This window comes from Funiculus sociatus GB2-C1, assembly GCF_039962115.1.
GTDB classification, from domain to species: Bacteria; Cyanobacteriota; Cyanobacteriia; order Cyanobacteriales; family FACHB-T130; genus Funiculus; species Funiculus sociatus.
In genome coordinates this window covers 1-13,748 of sequence record NZ_JAMPKJ010000058.1, presented here as the reverse complement: position 1 = coordinate 13,748, position 13,748 = coordinate 1, and the positions used below count along the sequence as shown (strand labels likewise).

The window sequence follows — 13,748 nt, the reverse complement described above, 5'->3', positions numbered from 1 at the left end:
AAAGTGCCAGGGTAAACTATAGACTCATGCCACACTAACTTGTTGGTTTGAGCTTGAGATCGGGTAGGATAAAACACGCAGCAATAGCCGGATGAGAGAATCGATTGGCAAATCAATGCTTAACCTCAGCCCTGGCTCGCCCACCGATACAGTTGGCGGCTTGCCAACGAGTCAAGGCGTGCCGCCGGAAGGTTTCTACACTTGGGATCGGGAAGCTAAAGCCGTGAATCTTGTGGATTTATCAGCACCGTTTCAATTGGTGGGGCGGCAAGCGCAATTCCAGCGAATTACCCAAGTTTTAGCCCGTGATGGCGACTTGCTAATTGCTGGAGTGCCGGGAAGCGGACGGCGGACTCTGGTACGGCGGGCGGCTCAGGAAGTTGGAGTTAAAATCCTAGAGGTTGACTGCATCCGGGTTACTGATGGTCAGCGCTTCGTGCAACTGCTGTGCGAGAGCATAGACCAGACGTTTCAAAGTACAACGGCTCAAGCTTTCATCAGAGAATGGATTGAACGCAAGGCCGCTGAATTATTTGTCCTGAAAGACGAAGGAAATGGCAGAGAGCGGCTGAAACCCGTTCGGGTAGAGAGCCAAGAGCTGCAATGGAGCGCATTTGAGGTATTACTCGATCTCCTGCAAGGGTTAGCCGAATCTTCCGGCGGACGGGTGGTGCTGATTTTGGAAAGCTTTCCCCATATCCGCTCTTGGGATCGCAATGGGGTGTGGGAAACATTTTTGCGAAAAGAAATCGAGCGCCAGACTCAGGTGAGTTATGTACTGGTGGCAACGATTGCAGAAATCAGTCTTCATGCGGATGAACCGGGGAATCATTTGGAAATCGTGAAGCTGGCTCCCTTAGCTAATGATGTTGTTGCTGCTTGGGTTCAGGAAGTTTTGCATGGCGAAGGGTTGACATTCGATCCGCGATCGCAAGCGCTGGAACTGTTTGTCAATGCGGTGCAGGGACACTTAGGCGATGCTTCGGCACTGGTGCGACGCCTAAAGTCGGTACGAGTTTCTGACGGGTTAATTCGCGATTGGCACGTCCAGCAGGCAATCCAAGAACTGCTAGCTGACCTATCGATGGTCTTCGAGTCATTACTGATGCTGCTTCCAGCGAATCAGGCGCATCTGTTGGAGTCTCTGGCGTTAGACCCTACTGACAAGCCACAAAGTCGCGATTACATTCACAAGCATTACCTGTCTAGAGGGGGCAGTCTCCAAGGTGCGATCGCGGGATTGCAGCACAAAGGCTTGATTTACGGTTCTGAGCAAGGCTACCGATTGGCTCTACCTCTATTTGCGTTGTGGCTTCGCCAGCGCCTGAGTTGATACCAAGCTCTGCGAGAGCGGAGAGCGATCTCTTAAGGGCTATCTATTCATTTCAACTACGCTAGTCTGTATCAAATACTAATCACATAACAGCTCACGGTTAGCGAGGGGCAAGCCTCAAGTAGTTCAATGACCGATACACTGGGCAAAATCAAAAACTTCGTCAACTATGTCCGTCATACCCTCAAAGGTGATGAAAAGGGTGAAGACCAGTTCTTCTACGAAGCCCTCTTCAAAGCTTTTGGGCATAAGGGATGCAGGGAGGCGGGAGCACAGACTCAGTTTAGGGTTAAGTCATCAGGGCAGCACACAAAATTTGCAGACTTAGTATGGCGTCCACGGCTTCTACTGGAAATGAAGAGTCGTGGCGAGAAGCTTGAGAAACACCATCAACAAGTTTTTGAATATTGGGACAAGTTAATACCCCAGCCTCGATATGTTGTCCTCTGCAACTTCGATGAATTCTGGATTTACGACACTACGCTTCAGATTGAGGAACCAGTAAATCGGGTGAAGTTGGAAGAGTTACCGCAACGATATGCTGCTCTGAATTTTCTCTTCCCTGGAAATAGTGCTGTTGATGAACACAGGGGTAATTATCACGAGAATATTCCTCCCAGTGGTGCAGTGCAGTTGTTCGGGCGCGATCGCGAACTTGAAAGGCTACATCAGTTGTTGACTCCCCCTGCTGTTCTTATCCAGGGAGGAGAACAACAGAATAAGCTGACAATTGCCGCAATTGTAGGCATGGGCGGCGTTGGCAAAACGGAACTGGCGATTCAATATGCGCGGCACCATTTACAGGGTTTCGGTGATGGCGCAGGTGGTGTTTGCTGGGTTGATGCCAGAGATGGCGACGTTGGGATTCAAGTGGTTAATTTTGCCCGTAGTCTCTTAAACCTGAACCCCCCGGAAGATTGGGATTTACCAACTCAGTTGAACTACTGCTGGCGAAATTGGCAAAAGGGAGACTGGCTGATAGTTATCGATGATGTCACCAACTACAGACAGCAGGTAAATCCTTATAAACCGCCGGAATCATCCCGGTTTAAGGTGTTGCTCACAACGCGGGAAGAGTTGGGGCGACCTGTGGAACACTTACCGCTTGATAAATTGCAGCCAGAAGCAGCACTGGATTTATTAACGTCGCTGGTTGGTGTTCAACGCATTCAACAGGAATCAGATATTGCTGAGCAACTCTGTCAATGGCTGGACTATTTGCCCTTGGGGTTGGAGTTAGTTGGGCGCTATCTGGAACGTGACCCAGATTTGTCGCTTAAGGCAATGCTGTCTCGACTGGAGAAAAAGCGGCTCAGACACAGATCGGTTCTCGAAGCTGACTCCACAATGACTGCGCGATTGGGGGTAGCTGATGCCTTTGAGTTGAGTTGGGAACGATTAGATGAAGATGCTCAATTTTTGGGCTGTTTACTAAGTTTGTTTGCCTCGGCTGATATTCCTTGGGATTTGGTGAAACAGGCATACAGCAATATGCCTTCCTCGGAAAATGAGGAGATTGAGCTAGACATTCTGGAAGAAGCCAGAGCTGATTTAGTGCGTTTCAACCTGCTACAGCGCACAGGAGAGGAAACCTACCGCCTGCATCAGTTGATTCGAGAATTTTTGCGAGACAAGCGAGAACAGTCGGCGCAGGTGAATGATTTAAAACAAGGGTTCCTAGCGGCAATAGTGGCAGTAGCAAAGCAAATTTCAGAATCACCAACCCGTCAGCGGCTTCAGGAACTTGCCCCTGCCGTACCCCATATGGCAGAGCTAGGCAAATATAAAGACTGTAGGGACTTCAACAATAAGGTTTTAATCATAGCTTTTACGGGATTAGGTCAGTTCTACAAAGCTCAAGGATTATATGAGCAAGCCGAACCCTGGTTCAAGCAGTGCTTGAGTATAACTCAAAGTTGCTTCGGCTCAGATCATTCCTATGTGGCAATCAGCCAGCATAATTTAGCAAAACTATACTGCCGTCAGGGACTCTACAGGGAAGCTGAACTTCGATGTCTAGAAGCCTTGAAACTGGCTCAACAGCCGCCTGAAGAAGACTGTTCGACCATAGTTACATACCTAAATACTTTGGCATCGATCTACTATTTTCAAGGTCGTTACAATGAAGCTGAACTCCGAGGTTTAGAAGCCTTAGGACTCTGTAAACGCTTTCACAAAAAAGACGATCTGACTACTGCCTTAAGCAGCTTAGCTAGTAGCTTGAGCAAGCTGGCGCTGATCTACGAGGCTCAGGGTCGTTACAGTGAAGCAAAACCTTTGTATTTGAAAGCCTTTGGACTTCAAGAACGCTTGTTAGGAGCAAAAGATCCGAACGCAGCAGTTGAGTTAACTACTCTGATGAATAACCTGGGACTCCTCTACGCAGCTCAGGGTGATTACAGCGAGGCGGAATCCCTATATCTGCAAACCCTGAAGCTGCAAAAATGCATTCTTGGAGAAGATCACCCCGATGTAGCATTTTGCCTCAACAATCTGGCAGAACTCTATCATGCTCAGGGTCGATACAGCGAGGCTGAACACCAGCACCAGCAAGCCTTGGAATTGAGACAACGCTTGCTGGGAAAAACCCATCCGAATGTAGGTCAAAGCTTGAATAACCTGGCATTGCTCTACTATGCTCAGAAGCGTTATAGAAAGGCGGAACGATTGTGTCTACAAGCTTTGAAAATTTACCAAAGTTTGCCGGGAGATGACCATCCCGATGTCGCAACTACCCTGAATAACCTAGCAATGATCCACGAAGCTCAGGGTCGTTATCAGGAAGCTGAACCCTTGTATATGCAAGCTTTGGAACTGAAACGACGCTGGCTAGGAGAAAACCATCGGGATATAGCCGCTAGCCTGAATAATCTGGCTGGACTCCATCTAAAGCAAGGTCGCTACAAGGATGCCGAACCCCTGTCTATGCAAGCTTTGGAAATCGACAAACGCTTACTAGGAGATAACCATGATGAGGTAGCTACTGACCTACACAATCTTGCTATGCTCTATTTTATGCAGAAACGCTTTAACAAAGCGGAACCTCTGTTGTTACAAGCTTTAGAAATTCGTCAGGAACGGTTAGGGTTAGATCATCCTCACACTATTAACTCTCGGAACGCTCTTGCAATGCTCCCCAATGACCTCAACTCCACAGCAAGAAACTTCCCCAATTTTAATCAGAAAGCCAAGAAATGCAATTCTAAGAAAAAGCCCAAAGGTTTTGGTAAAGTATAAGCCCCTTATTGAAAAGGATTGAGAAGATTAACACAGCAGCTAATGCACATCCCCATCATCAGGTTAGAACTACGACAACTGGTTGGTGAAGCGTTTTTCAAACTCTGGTTGGAATCTCAACAGTGGGATTTGCCTGAATGCGATCGCATCTCCTCTCTTCAGCAACGAAAAGAGCGATCGCATTTTGTCTAACACTCTTTGAAGGGAAGCGATCGCAGTTTCGGGTTGGCGGATACAATAATAGCGATCGCCCGATTGCAGCACAAATAGAACTAAAAGTAGATCAGTGAGATTAACGCAGAGTGAGAAACTCTTCGGCAATTGAAGGATGAATGCCGATGGTTTCATCGAAATGTTTCTTGGTTGCGCCTACGCGGAGGGCTAAAGCCAGACATTGAATAATCTCTATCGCCCCCTCACCCACCATGTGAGCGCCTAGCACCCGATCTGAGCGACTATCAACAACTAACTTGATTAGGGTTTTCTCATCCCGGTTAGTCAGACTGTGTAAAAGGGGACGAAACTTGGAGCAATAGCATCGCACAGAGTCACCCAGTTTTTCACGGGCTTCGGCTTCACTGAAGCCAACCGTAGCCGCCTGTGGCTGAGAACTAACGGTTGATGGAACATATTCATAGCAAACCGTGCGGGGGTTGTTGCCAAATTGAGTATCAGCAAAAGCGCGACCTTGAGCGATCGCAACTGGAGTAAAATTAATTCGATTGATACAGTCCCCAACTGCAAAAATATTCGCTTGTGTCGTTCGGTTGTACTCATCCACCACAATTGCACCTCTTTGGAGCTGAATACCAGCTTTCTCCAGATCCAAGCCACTGTTATTAGGGGTACGACATAGAGCAAACAGGACAGTATCCACGCTCAATGTGTTTGCGTTTTTTCCTGACAGTATCAAATCCAGCTCATCTCCCACCCGTTTAATTTCTTTTACCGCAGTGTTTTCGAGAATCTGAATCCCTCGCTTGGTCATCCCTTCTTGCACGGCTAAGGCAATATCTTCCTCAAAAGCAGATAAGATATGGTCTTCCAGAAATACCTGAGTAACTTGACAGCCGAGGTTGTTCAGGATACCCGCTAATTTCACAGGAATATAGTTACCACCAATGACTGCAATATGCTTGGGTTGCTGCTTCAGACTAAAGAGTTGGCTCGAAGTGATGGTATTTTCACTTCCCGGTATCTCTGGTTTTACGTCTTTTGCTCCCACCGCAATCAAAATTTTGTCAGCAGTAATTTTGCGCCCAGCAACCTCTAAGGTATGAGCATCGATAAAGGCGGCTTTCCCCTTAATCAGCGCGACTCCTGCTTTCTCAAGTTTTTGATTGTGTACTTGGCTCAGACGGTGGATTTCCCGCTCCTTAGCCGCAATGAATTGCTGCCAATCAAAGGCGGATTCGGCTTGATTCCAGCCATAGCCTGCTGCAACTTGAGAATCATCAGAGAACTCAGCAGCAAAGGACATTAGTTTTTCAGGAATACAGCCTCGGATGACACAAGTACCGCCGACTGAATCCTGTTCTGCGATCGCAACACGAGCGCCATAGCCAGCCGCCCGTTCGGAAGCAGCAAGTCCTCCGGGCCCCGCACCAATTACAAGAAGGTCATAATCAAATTTCATAACTCAATCGGCTTATATTTACCGAACTTATGCTAAAGGTTTGTTTCTAAGAGGATGTCCGAAAAGTCATAATCGAGACGCTTCTAGGGTGGAGATCCCCCTAAATCCCCCTTCTCAAGGGGACTAAGACTTGATTCTCCCCCCTGGAAAGGGGAGCTGGGGGGATCAAAAATTGTGACACTTCTGGGACATCCTCTAAGGTTCAATCACCTCTAAGCCTGAATAGAAAGTTTCTTGTTAGCCCTTCTGAATATTCACTCCAACGCTGGTTTATTCTGAGCGTAAGAGTATAGAAATACACTGAAGAGAATCGCAAAAATCAGGTCAATGACACCTGGAATTAGATAAAGTGGGTGAACATTGCCTATCAAAGTTTGATAAGCCAGCACACCGAAGACAGAATATTGCGCGAAAATTCCAAGTTTTACAATTTCATGATTGCGGGAAATGTCCTGACTGACCCACCAATAGCCAATTCCGATCACAATTACCAATACGAGAAACAGTTGTAAATACTCAGGATTCGTGAGGGGTTTCTCACCAATCAACTCACGAATCCATCGGTCGGCAAACAGTAAAGCTAGAGATTCGATCCAATTGATCACAGCTTTGAGTTGAAATATATACTTCCACGTTGTTGGATTATTCATAGTTGCACAAAGCCCGAAAATGTTTTTGATAAAAAGAATTTACTTGATGGTTGAAATTGTCAAAGTATAGCTAAGTTTTCTTTAGCTATCGACTTTGTTCTTGATTGGCTTGCTATTAAGGATTGGCAGCAGCCATCTGGTCTTGCAGTTGGCTTTTAACAGCTTTCAACTCCCTAGCCACTTGCTTCTGCTGCTCGTGGCTAAAGTTTTCTTTGATTAGGGTGAATATATCTTTTTCTTCTTGATTTATGTGATTTCGCGTCGCAGTTCTTAACTGCTCAATTTTGGCTTTAAACTCAGATGAAGCAGGATCTAGAGGCTTAATTTCATCTAACATCTCCATCACTTCATCGGTTTGCTCGTATATTTCCTGCGTATGTTCGTAATACGGACGAATTGCCGGGTAGAGAACTTGTTCTTCGGCTGTACCATGAACTTTTATATCTTTGTACAGTTGTCCAAAATACTCTTGAATTTTTTGAGGATCGTCAGCACCTAAAATTTCCGCGAATAAGGTATCGGCTTTAGTATGATCCATGCGGAGGAGGTCGCGAATACTCATCTCATCATCGGTGCGCGTCACCACACTACCAGCAACGCCTGTTAAGGCTGCAACCGCATCTTCAACCCGCGCCCACAGTCCCTGCTTTGCGTCTTGTCCTGTGAGTTCGCGAACCCCCAGAATCTCTAGAATCCCTTTCAGTTGCTCTTGATGAGCGCGGTTTTCAAAGTTAACTGCATTTAAAGGCGTTATAGCAGCTTTAATATCAGCACCAACAACTTGAGCAGCTTTGTGGATTAGCAGTCCAGTCATGGTTTGCTTGTGCTTGAGCAATTCTTGCTCAAATACTTTTTCAAACAAAGTTAGCTCAGAGCCTTCCATTAGTTTCTGAACTTCGCCTATGAGCTTCTGGGTTGTTTCCTTAAGCTCACTCTGGACACCGTACTGAACGATTGCAGTATCGATAACACCCAGGTTTTTGCGATCGCTTTCGACCATATCCTGTAGGCGCTTGCGAATATCATCATCAGTACAATCCTGAATTAATTTCTCCTCGTTACTAATCAGCAAATTTTGTAGCGCTTTCATCTCTGCCAGCTTTCTGGCAATTGCAAGGCGCTTGGTGTCATTCAGAGTCGATACCATTTTCATTACTCCTTTGCGTTATGACCTGCCCCAATAGTTACAACGTCGTAATATTGCATTTGGCAAGCTCCTTCTCCGGAAGAATCTCTTAGTCTTAAAGCTAAAAAGTATTCAAAATTACAGCTTCATCCTTAGAGCCTGTCTTACCTTGACCGAAGGAATAGTTTTGGGTTAAGCCTGGTTGTTACTATCACTACAGCTTAGATTCCACCATTTATTGAATAATCTCGATTGAAAGAACTATTTTTCAAGTAATCCCAAGACTTTCCATTTCCTCAACTTCACTTAAAAAATCAAAGATAGTTGGTACAAATATTTCTGGACGAAACATCGCCCATTCATGATGTTCTCCTTGAGCAGCGATTAGCCTAGCACCTGGAATGCCTTGTGAAAACTCATAAGCTAATTGCAGGGGAATAAAGCGATCGCTTCCTCCCCACAAAACCAAAGCCGGAGATTTAATCTGTGGTAAGAGCGGTCGTAAATCCTCGTTGAGTGCAAGCCGCGTGCATTGAATCATGTTCTGAGTATTAAATACCCAGTTGTGAAGCAAAGCTCGGTAAAATCGCAGCATCGGGATAACTCTTACTTTTGGAGTTTGCATCACCATGTCAATCGATCTCCCAAGCGCAACCTTGGGTAATGTGCCGAGCGGAATTCCCGTGCTGTCTGAGATGATGAGGCTACTTACCAAAGATGGTCTTGTGGCGGCTAGGGCGATCGCTATAGATCCTCCCCCTGAGTGTCCGATCGCATGGACTTTTTGAATGTTTAATGCTTGTAGAAACGAAACGATGCAATTGACATAGCTAGCGGAATCGCGGGGGCATTTCGGATGAGTGCATTTTCCAAAACCCGGTAGATCGGGCGCGATCGCGCGATACCGTTGGCACAGAAATTTTAAGCTTTCGCGGTAGGGTGCAGTGGAAATTGTCCAGCCATGCAAAAACAGGATGGGAGCTGAGTTTGATGTCTCTCCCCCCTCTAAATAAGTCGTCCTGTAGTCTTCTAAATCGATTTGCTTTTCGCTCAAGTCCCAATTCACTAAACAGTCCCCTTGCTCAAAGGATTTAGCCAACCAACATCACTTCCGTTTGCTTTGCGGGTGACGGGGTTGCTGTCAATACTTCGTCAGCGGAATCAACCAGCACTAATTCCAGCTTGTGCCGCACATCTTCCGCCAGCTTAAGTTAACCCTATAGCACCTAATCGATGCCTACCTTCATCTTTGGGATGATTTTAAAAATATTTTCAGATAATTCGTAGGTGATAAAATGTGCTAATGTCACCGTTTATATGATTACAACAAAATAGTTTCTCCATTATTTGTATTTTGAATTACACATTAAATTAATAGTCTAATCATTAGGAAGATAGGTTGATAGGTCGAGCGCCTCAGCAGTGCATACCATTAGCTAGAGGAGAAGCAATGGAGCGCAGTTTAGGATGTTGATAAAACAGGGAATGTCATCAAGGAACGATGAGCTTATTACTAATAGACCTAGACGGCACACTCCGCGAACCACTCAGCGGAAAGCAACACTTCCAACATCCCAAAGATCAACGCATTATTGAAGGTGCTGATATTGCTCTTCGCACCTACAAAGACTATTGGATTATTGTTGGCATCACGAACCAAGGTGGAGTTGCCGCTGGTCATAAGTCTATGCAAGAGTGCATCAAGGAACAGCAATACACGCTTGAGTTATTCCCATTGAGAGAAATTTACTTCTGCCCAGACTTTGAGGGCAGAAAATGTTTCCGTGTTACTCATCACAATGTTCATAACCACAGCCAAACCAAGTGGTCTGGACAGTACCGGAAACCGCAATCGGGTATGTTGCAATTAGCAATGATCAGACACAAGCATACTCCGCAAAATTCCTTGTATGTAGGCGATCGCCCGGAAGATGAACAAGCTGCCCAACGAGTAGGTGTACGCTTTCAATGGGCATGGGACTGGATCGAGCAACATCAAGAAGCGATCGCTCCCAACCTGACAGAAGCACGGTAACAAGAGAGAATACTCATGGAACGAGAGATTACAGATAGCGACGGCATTACCTGGACGTATGTTCAAGCCTATTCTGGGCTTTCCAACAACGCAGAAAACCAGGATGCGGCTCAGGTTAAAGGACAAGAGGATACCTACTGGGTCGTTTGTACGCCCAGTGGTGGCGCAAAGTCGGTGCGCCTCAAGCTTCAGGGTGAATGGGAAAAATCCTACTCTGACGAGATGTTGCTGAATGAAATTCAAGCACAGCAGGAGGTATGACCTAAGCAAAATCAAGTGGTCTGGATAATACCGTAAACCGCGATCGCGCATATTGCAACTAGCAATGGTCAGACACAAACACACTCCGCAAAATTCGCTGTATGTAGACCATTGGTGACAAGTTAAGCCTGTATGGCATTTGTCAAGGGGATTTTATAAGGCTAAGCTGAATGTCTCTTGAGAGTAAAAACTAAATTTTCCTCAATGTGTAGAGGAGAAGTCTTCAATGGAAAAGATAACGATTGAAAACCTCGAAGAAAAACTACGGCATGCCATGCTAACCAGTGATATCGCTGTGCTGGATGAACTGATTGCCGACGACCTGGTTTGGACGATGCATACAGGGAATGTGGTCAACAAGCAATTCGATCTGGAAGCGCACCGCTCAGGAATATTTAGGTTCACTTCGTTGGATATTAGCGATCGCCAAATCCATCTTTATGGCGATTGCGTCGTAGTCACTCTCAAAGTGGACGCTGCTGGAATCTACAACCATCAAGCTTTCTCAGAAACCTATCGCTTTACTCGCGTCTGGGTACAGCGACAGAACCGTTGGCAAATCGTAGCAGGTCATGTCAGTCAAGTGATTCCTCTTTAATCCAATCCCCTTGACAACTGCCACCAAGGCTTAACTTGTCACCAATGTATGTAGGCGATCGCCCGGAAGATGAACAAGCTGCCCAACGAGTAGGTGTACGCTTTCAATGGGCATGGGAGTGGATCGAGCAATATCAAGAAGCGATCGCTCCCAACCTGACAGAAGCACGGTAACAAGAGAGGATAGTTATGGAACGAGAGATTACAGATAGCGACGGCATTACCTGGACGTGTATTCAAGCTTATTCTGGGCTTTCCAACAACGCAGAAAAGCAGGATGCGGCTCAGGTTAAAGGACAGGAGGATAGCTACTGGGTCGTTTGTACGCCCAGTGGTGGCGCAAAGTCGGTGCGGCTCAAGCTTGAGGGCGAATGGGAAAAATCCTACTCTGACGAGATGTTGCTGAATGAAATTCAAGCACAGCAGGAGGTATGAGCGCAGCAACATCAAGGCAAAATTCGCTGTATGTAAGCGATCGCCCCGAAGACGAACAAGCTGCCCAACGAGGCGGCTGCTAGCACCTTTACAACCATGCCAGGGACTTAAGCCAGCCCGTTGCAACAGCGTTGTTGTGCCGTGCAATGCTTCCAAAATCAATTAAACACCTAATCTTTGCAAGCCTGTAACCACCATTCCCATTTCTCAATACTTTGCTGTTGTTGCTTACAAGTCAATTCAGTTCTGAGTTTTTCAAGTATTTCTAGAACTACCTGCTTGCCATACTGTTGTGCAAAATACCAAGGAACTTGCTCAATACTCAAGTTGTAGCATTTCAATAAACCTTGAATTGCGTCTGTTAGCTCAAGGGTACACATGGGTTCGAGGTCAAGTAGCAATCTTCCCGCAAATTGTTGATCTGCAAATCTTGTTGCAGGTCGATCAACATTAGTCAAAACGGTGTAGAGAATCTCGAAGACCTCTGCACTGTTCAACTTTTGCAATACCGATGCAATTTGGCTGTACTGTTGCGGGTTGAAATGCCCGTAGTGGTCTACTGCCCAATAAATCTTTTGAATAATCCTCTCTTTACTCCAAACCATTGTAGGCAAGATATAACGCTGCTTAACCCTACTTCCTTACTAATAAGATTAAAGCATCATCTCACTGGCAACCTAGCGGCACAACAATTAATTAGCTGATTGTGTCTGCCTAATACCTCTGATGCGGGTGATTAAACTGAAAGTTCAACGATGGCAAAAAAAAGTAGTCCTTGTGAGACTACTTCTGCATCATAGAATAAGCATTAGAATACTTTCTCTACTTCGAGAAGGTATTCTTGTTACACGCTAGGTTGAGCATTCGATGAACTCGACATACCGATTTCTGCGGACTTCACAAATCCGAAGTAGAAAGCGATCGCAGCAGTAAGGGCATTCAGCCAGATATTATTTCCAAAAAGTGGTGTCAGCCCAAACAGGGTATTTGCAAAGGGCAGCAATCCTAAAATAGCACCTGCTGCATAGAGGAGAGCGAAGATGCGATTGAACACAATTGCTCCGCTTAAGCTAGTAAATGCAGCAATTCCCCAAACACCCACTAAAATGCCAATTGCATTATGAAAATAGTTGGTGGGGAATACGCCGAATATATAGCCGAAGCCTGGTTCGGAGGTAAGGTTCTCAGAAGCAGTGAAAAAACTAGGGACAAATCCAGCTAAGCCAAGTAACAAGAAAAGGAGACCTAAGCCTAGAGCGCTGTAACGAATTGAGGAATCTGAAGATTTTGATGTTTGCATAGCAATATTTTGATTTTCAAAAATTTTTGGCGTGGACTAAACAAGTGTTTTACTGCTGTTAGAGAAACAAAAGACAGCTTGTAACTGACAATTCAACTTCTAGCGAACTAGGTGGAGTACATCCCGAAGAACGCTATAACCAGCCAGATCCCAAAGAAGATAGGCGACAAAACCAAGCATTGCTAGACGACCGTTCCATAGCTCTTGCTGTGGGTTCCAGCCAAAAATCCAGGCATTACGATCCGCACCGTTGTAAGCTGGAGCGACCGTAGGAGTTTTAGCAGTATTGATGGTTGAAGTCTTCATAATGAATAGTTCTCAATGACGTTGCTTCAATTTCATGCTATCGAGTACATTGGCTGGTATTGTCTGTCGTTAGGATTGCATTTTACCTATATCTAAAGATTGGATTTGTAACGCTCAACTGTTAATATCGGCACAAGAAAAAGTCTCCTTATTTACCGATCACAAAGGCGAGAAAATCCTGAATTTTTACTCCCAAAGATTGACATCAGAATCTATTGGAAGTGTAATGGCTAATCGAGAACATTTTGCTTATCTAGTGCAAGATGTCATTTGCTCTCATTGGTGCCGGGAGAAAAATTCACTTTTCACAACAGGAGAAGCAAGGGCATCATGCTGAAGCAGAAAACCGACATCGGTTTGCGATTAAGGCGAAGGCACCTACTGGGAATGTTTTTGGTAGGCATCACTGGAGCAATTGGATCAGCCTGTACCACTAACTCTATGGAGAGAATTAGATCAATGAGAACAGATAAACCACAGAATCAGGATCAAGCATCTATGAACGGACGCTTACTGGCACGACCAATGCCACCGACAAGAACGGCACCAAGCGGTCTGCAACCATTGGGGCTTTCCACTAAGCGCGACGGACTCCTCTACGTGCCTAAAAACTACCAAGCTTCCCGACCCGCACCGTTGGTGGTGATGCTGCACGGCGCAGGTGGCGACGCACGCGGCGGTCTGACTCCGTTGCTCAATCTCGCCGATGCCACTGGAATCATTAGACCTCTTGCAAAAGTCATCGCTGGGGTACTATGGGGACTGAACAAAGGCGATTGCTACCCGTTATTCATAACCCTTGCTTATCTCATTGGCTGAACTGAGCCGGAGT

The 13,748-nt window shown here is 45.9% G+C and carries 18 protein-coding genes; 11 read left to right on the top strand and 7 right to left on the bottom strand.

The features are described from left to right. Nucleotides 1-91: 91 nt before the first annotated feature. From NDI42_RS22005 to NDI42_RS21990, 4 genes are all read left to right on the top strand, one after another. On the top strand, nt 92-1,333 hold the full coding sequence (locus NDI42_RS22005) for an ATP-binding protein (protein ID WP_190457911.1): 1,242 nt from the start codon (nt 92-94) through the stop codon (nt 1,331-1,333). Between the two features lie 129 nt (nt 1,334-1,462). After that, nucleotides 1,463-4,570 carry a tetratricopeptide repeat protein gene (locus NDI42_RS22000; RefSeq protein WP_199311319.1) on the top strand — a complete coding sequence of 1,036 codons (3,108 nt, stop codon included), beginning with the start codon at nt 1,463-1,465 and terminating at the stop codon, nt 4,568-4,570. Nucleotides 4,571-4,612: 42 nt separating this feature from the next. Continuing rightward, nucleotides 4,613-4,762 (top strand): hypothetical protein, encoded by a 150-nt coding sequence (locus NDI42_RS21995; protein WP_190457910.1) that lies wholly within the window; start codon nt 4,613-4,615, stop codon nt 4,760-4,762. Next, complete coding sequence (locus tag NDI42_RS21990; protein WP_190457908.1) at nt 4,708-4,860, top strand: hypothetical protein; 153 nt, start codon at nt 4,708-4,710, stop codon at nt 4,858-4,860. Before NDI42_RS21995 ends, NDI42_RS21990 begins: the two co-directional genes overlap by 55 nt. 2 nt (nt 4,861-4,862) lie before the next feature. Here NDI42_RS21990 and gorA read toward each other — a convergent pair whose 3' ends face one another. The 4 genes from gorA to NDI42_RS21970 form a co-directional block, all read right to left on the bottom strand. Continuing rightward, nucleotides 4,863-6,206, bottom strand: coding sequence for a glutathione-disulfide reductase (gene gorA, locus NDI42_RS21985; RefSeq protein WP_190457906.1), 1,344 nt, complete (start codon nt 6,204-6,206; stop codon nt 4,863-4,865). 254 nt (nt 6,207-6,460) lie between these two features. Then, complete coding sequence (locus NDI42_RS21980) at nt 6,461-6,811, bottom strand: hypothetical protein (RefSeq protein WP_348231522.1); 351 nt, start codon at nt 6,809-6,811, stop codon at nt 6,461-6,463. 160 nt (nt 6,812-6,971) lie between these two features. Beyond that, complete coding sequence (locus tag NDI42_RS21975; RefSeq protein ID WP_190457902.1) at nt 6,972-8,003, bottom strand: hemerythrin domain-containing protein; 1,032 nt, start codon at nt 8,001-8,003, stop codon at nt 6,972-6,974. 247 nt (nt 8,004-8,250) lie between these two features. Continuing rightward, nucleotides 8,251-9,081: an alpha/beta fold hydrolase gene (locus NDI42_RS21970; RefSeq protein WP_206755953.1), complete on the bottom strand. Its 831-nt coding sequence runs from the start codon at nt 9,079-9,081 to the stop codon at nt 8,251-8,253. Nucleotides 9,082-9,483: 402 nt separating this feature from the next. Here NDI42_RS21970 and NDI42_RS21965 point away from each other — a divergent pair, with 402 nt between their 5' ends. From NDI42_RS21965 to NDI42_RS21945, 5 genes are all read left to right on the top strand, one after another. After that, nucleotides 9,484-10,017, top strand: a complete 534-nt coding sequence (locus tag NDI42_RS21965) for an HAD-IIIA family hydrolase (protein ID WP_190457898.1) — start codon at nt 9,484-9,486, stop codon at nt 10,015-10,017. 15 nt (nt 10,018-10,032) lie between these two features. Then, entirely contained in the window at nt 10,033-10,278 is a 246-nt protein-coding gene (locus tag NDI42_RS21960) for a hypothetical protein (protein WP_190457895.1), read from the top strand. Between the two features lie 226 nt (nt 10,279-10,504). Beyond that, nucleotides 10,505-10,876, top strand: coding sequence for a nuclear transport factor 2 family protein (locus tag NDI42_RS21955; protein WP_190457893.1), 372 nt, complete (start codon nt 10,505-10,507; stop codon nt 10,874-10,876). Nucleotides 10,877-10,911: 35 nt separating this feature from the next. Then, nucleotides 10,912-11,049, top strand: coding sequence for a hypothetical protein (locus tag NDI42_RS21950; RefSeq protein ID WP_190457950.1), 138 nt, complete (start codon nt 10,912-10,914; stop codon nt 11,047-11,049). Between the two features lie 15 nt (nt 11,050-11,064). Then, entirely contained in the window at nt 11,065-11,310 is a 246-nt protein-coding gene (locus NDI42_RS21945; RefSeq protein WP_190457891.1) for a hypothetical protein, read from the top strand. 170 nt (nt 11,311-11,480) lie between these two features. On the opposite strand, the gene NDI42_RS21940 is transcribed toward NDI42_RS21945, so the two are convergent. The 3 genes from NDI42_RS21940 to NDI42_RS21930 form a co-directional block, all read right to left on the bottom strand. Continuing rightward, nucleotides 11,481-11,915 carry a hypothetical protein gene (locus NDI42_RS21940; RefSeq protein WP_190457889.1) on the bottom strand — a complete coding sequence of 145 codons (435 nt, stop codon included), beginning with the start codon at nt 11,913-11,915 and terminating at the stop codon, nt 11,481-11,483. Nucleotides 11,916-12,154: 239 nt separating this feature from the next. Further along, entirely contained in the window at nt 12,155-12,610 is a 456-nt protein-coding gene (locus NDI42_RS21935) for a DUF4383 domain-containing protein (protein WP_190457887.1), read from the bottom strand. A gap of 99 nt (nt 12,611-12,709) precedes the next feature. Then, nucleotides 12,710-12,916, bottom strand: coding sequence for a chlorophyll a-b binding domain-containing protein (locus NDI42_RS21930; RefSeq protein ID WP_190457885.1), 207 nt, complete (start codon nt 12,914-12,916; stop codon nt 12,710-12,712). Nucleotides 12,917-13,179: 263 nt separating this feature from the next. Between NDI42_RS21930 and NDI42_RS21925 the strand changes: the two genes are divergently transcribed. Together NDI42_RS21925 and NDI42_RS21920 are read left to right on the top strand one after the other, a co-directional pair. Beyond that, nucleotides 13,180-13,353 (top strand): hypothetical protein, encoded by a 174-nt coding sequence (locus tag NDI42_RS21925; protein WP_190457883.1) that lies wholly within the window; start codon nt 13,180-13,182, stop codon nt 13,351-13,353. A 22-nt stretch (nt 13,354-13,375) separates the two neighbouring features. Beyond that, nucleotides 13,376-13,735 carry a hypothetical protein gene (locus NDI42_RS21920; protein ID WP_190457880.1) on the top strand — a complete coding sequence of 120 codons (360 nt, stop codon included), beginning with the start codon at nt 13,376-13,378 and terminating at the stop codon, nt 13,733-13,735. Nucleotides 13,736-13,748: the final 13 nt, after the last annotated feature.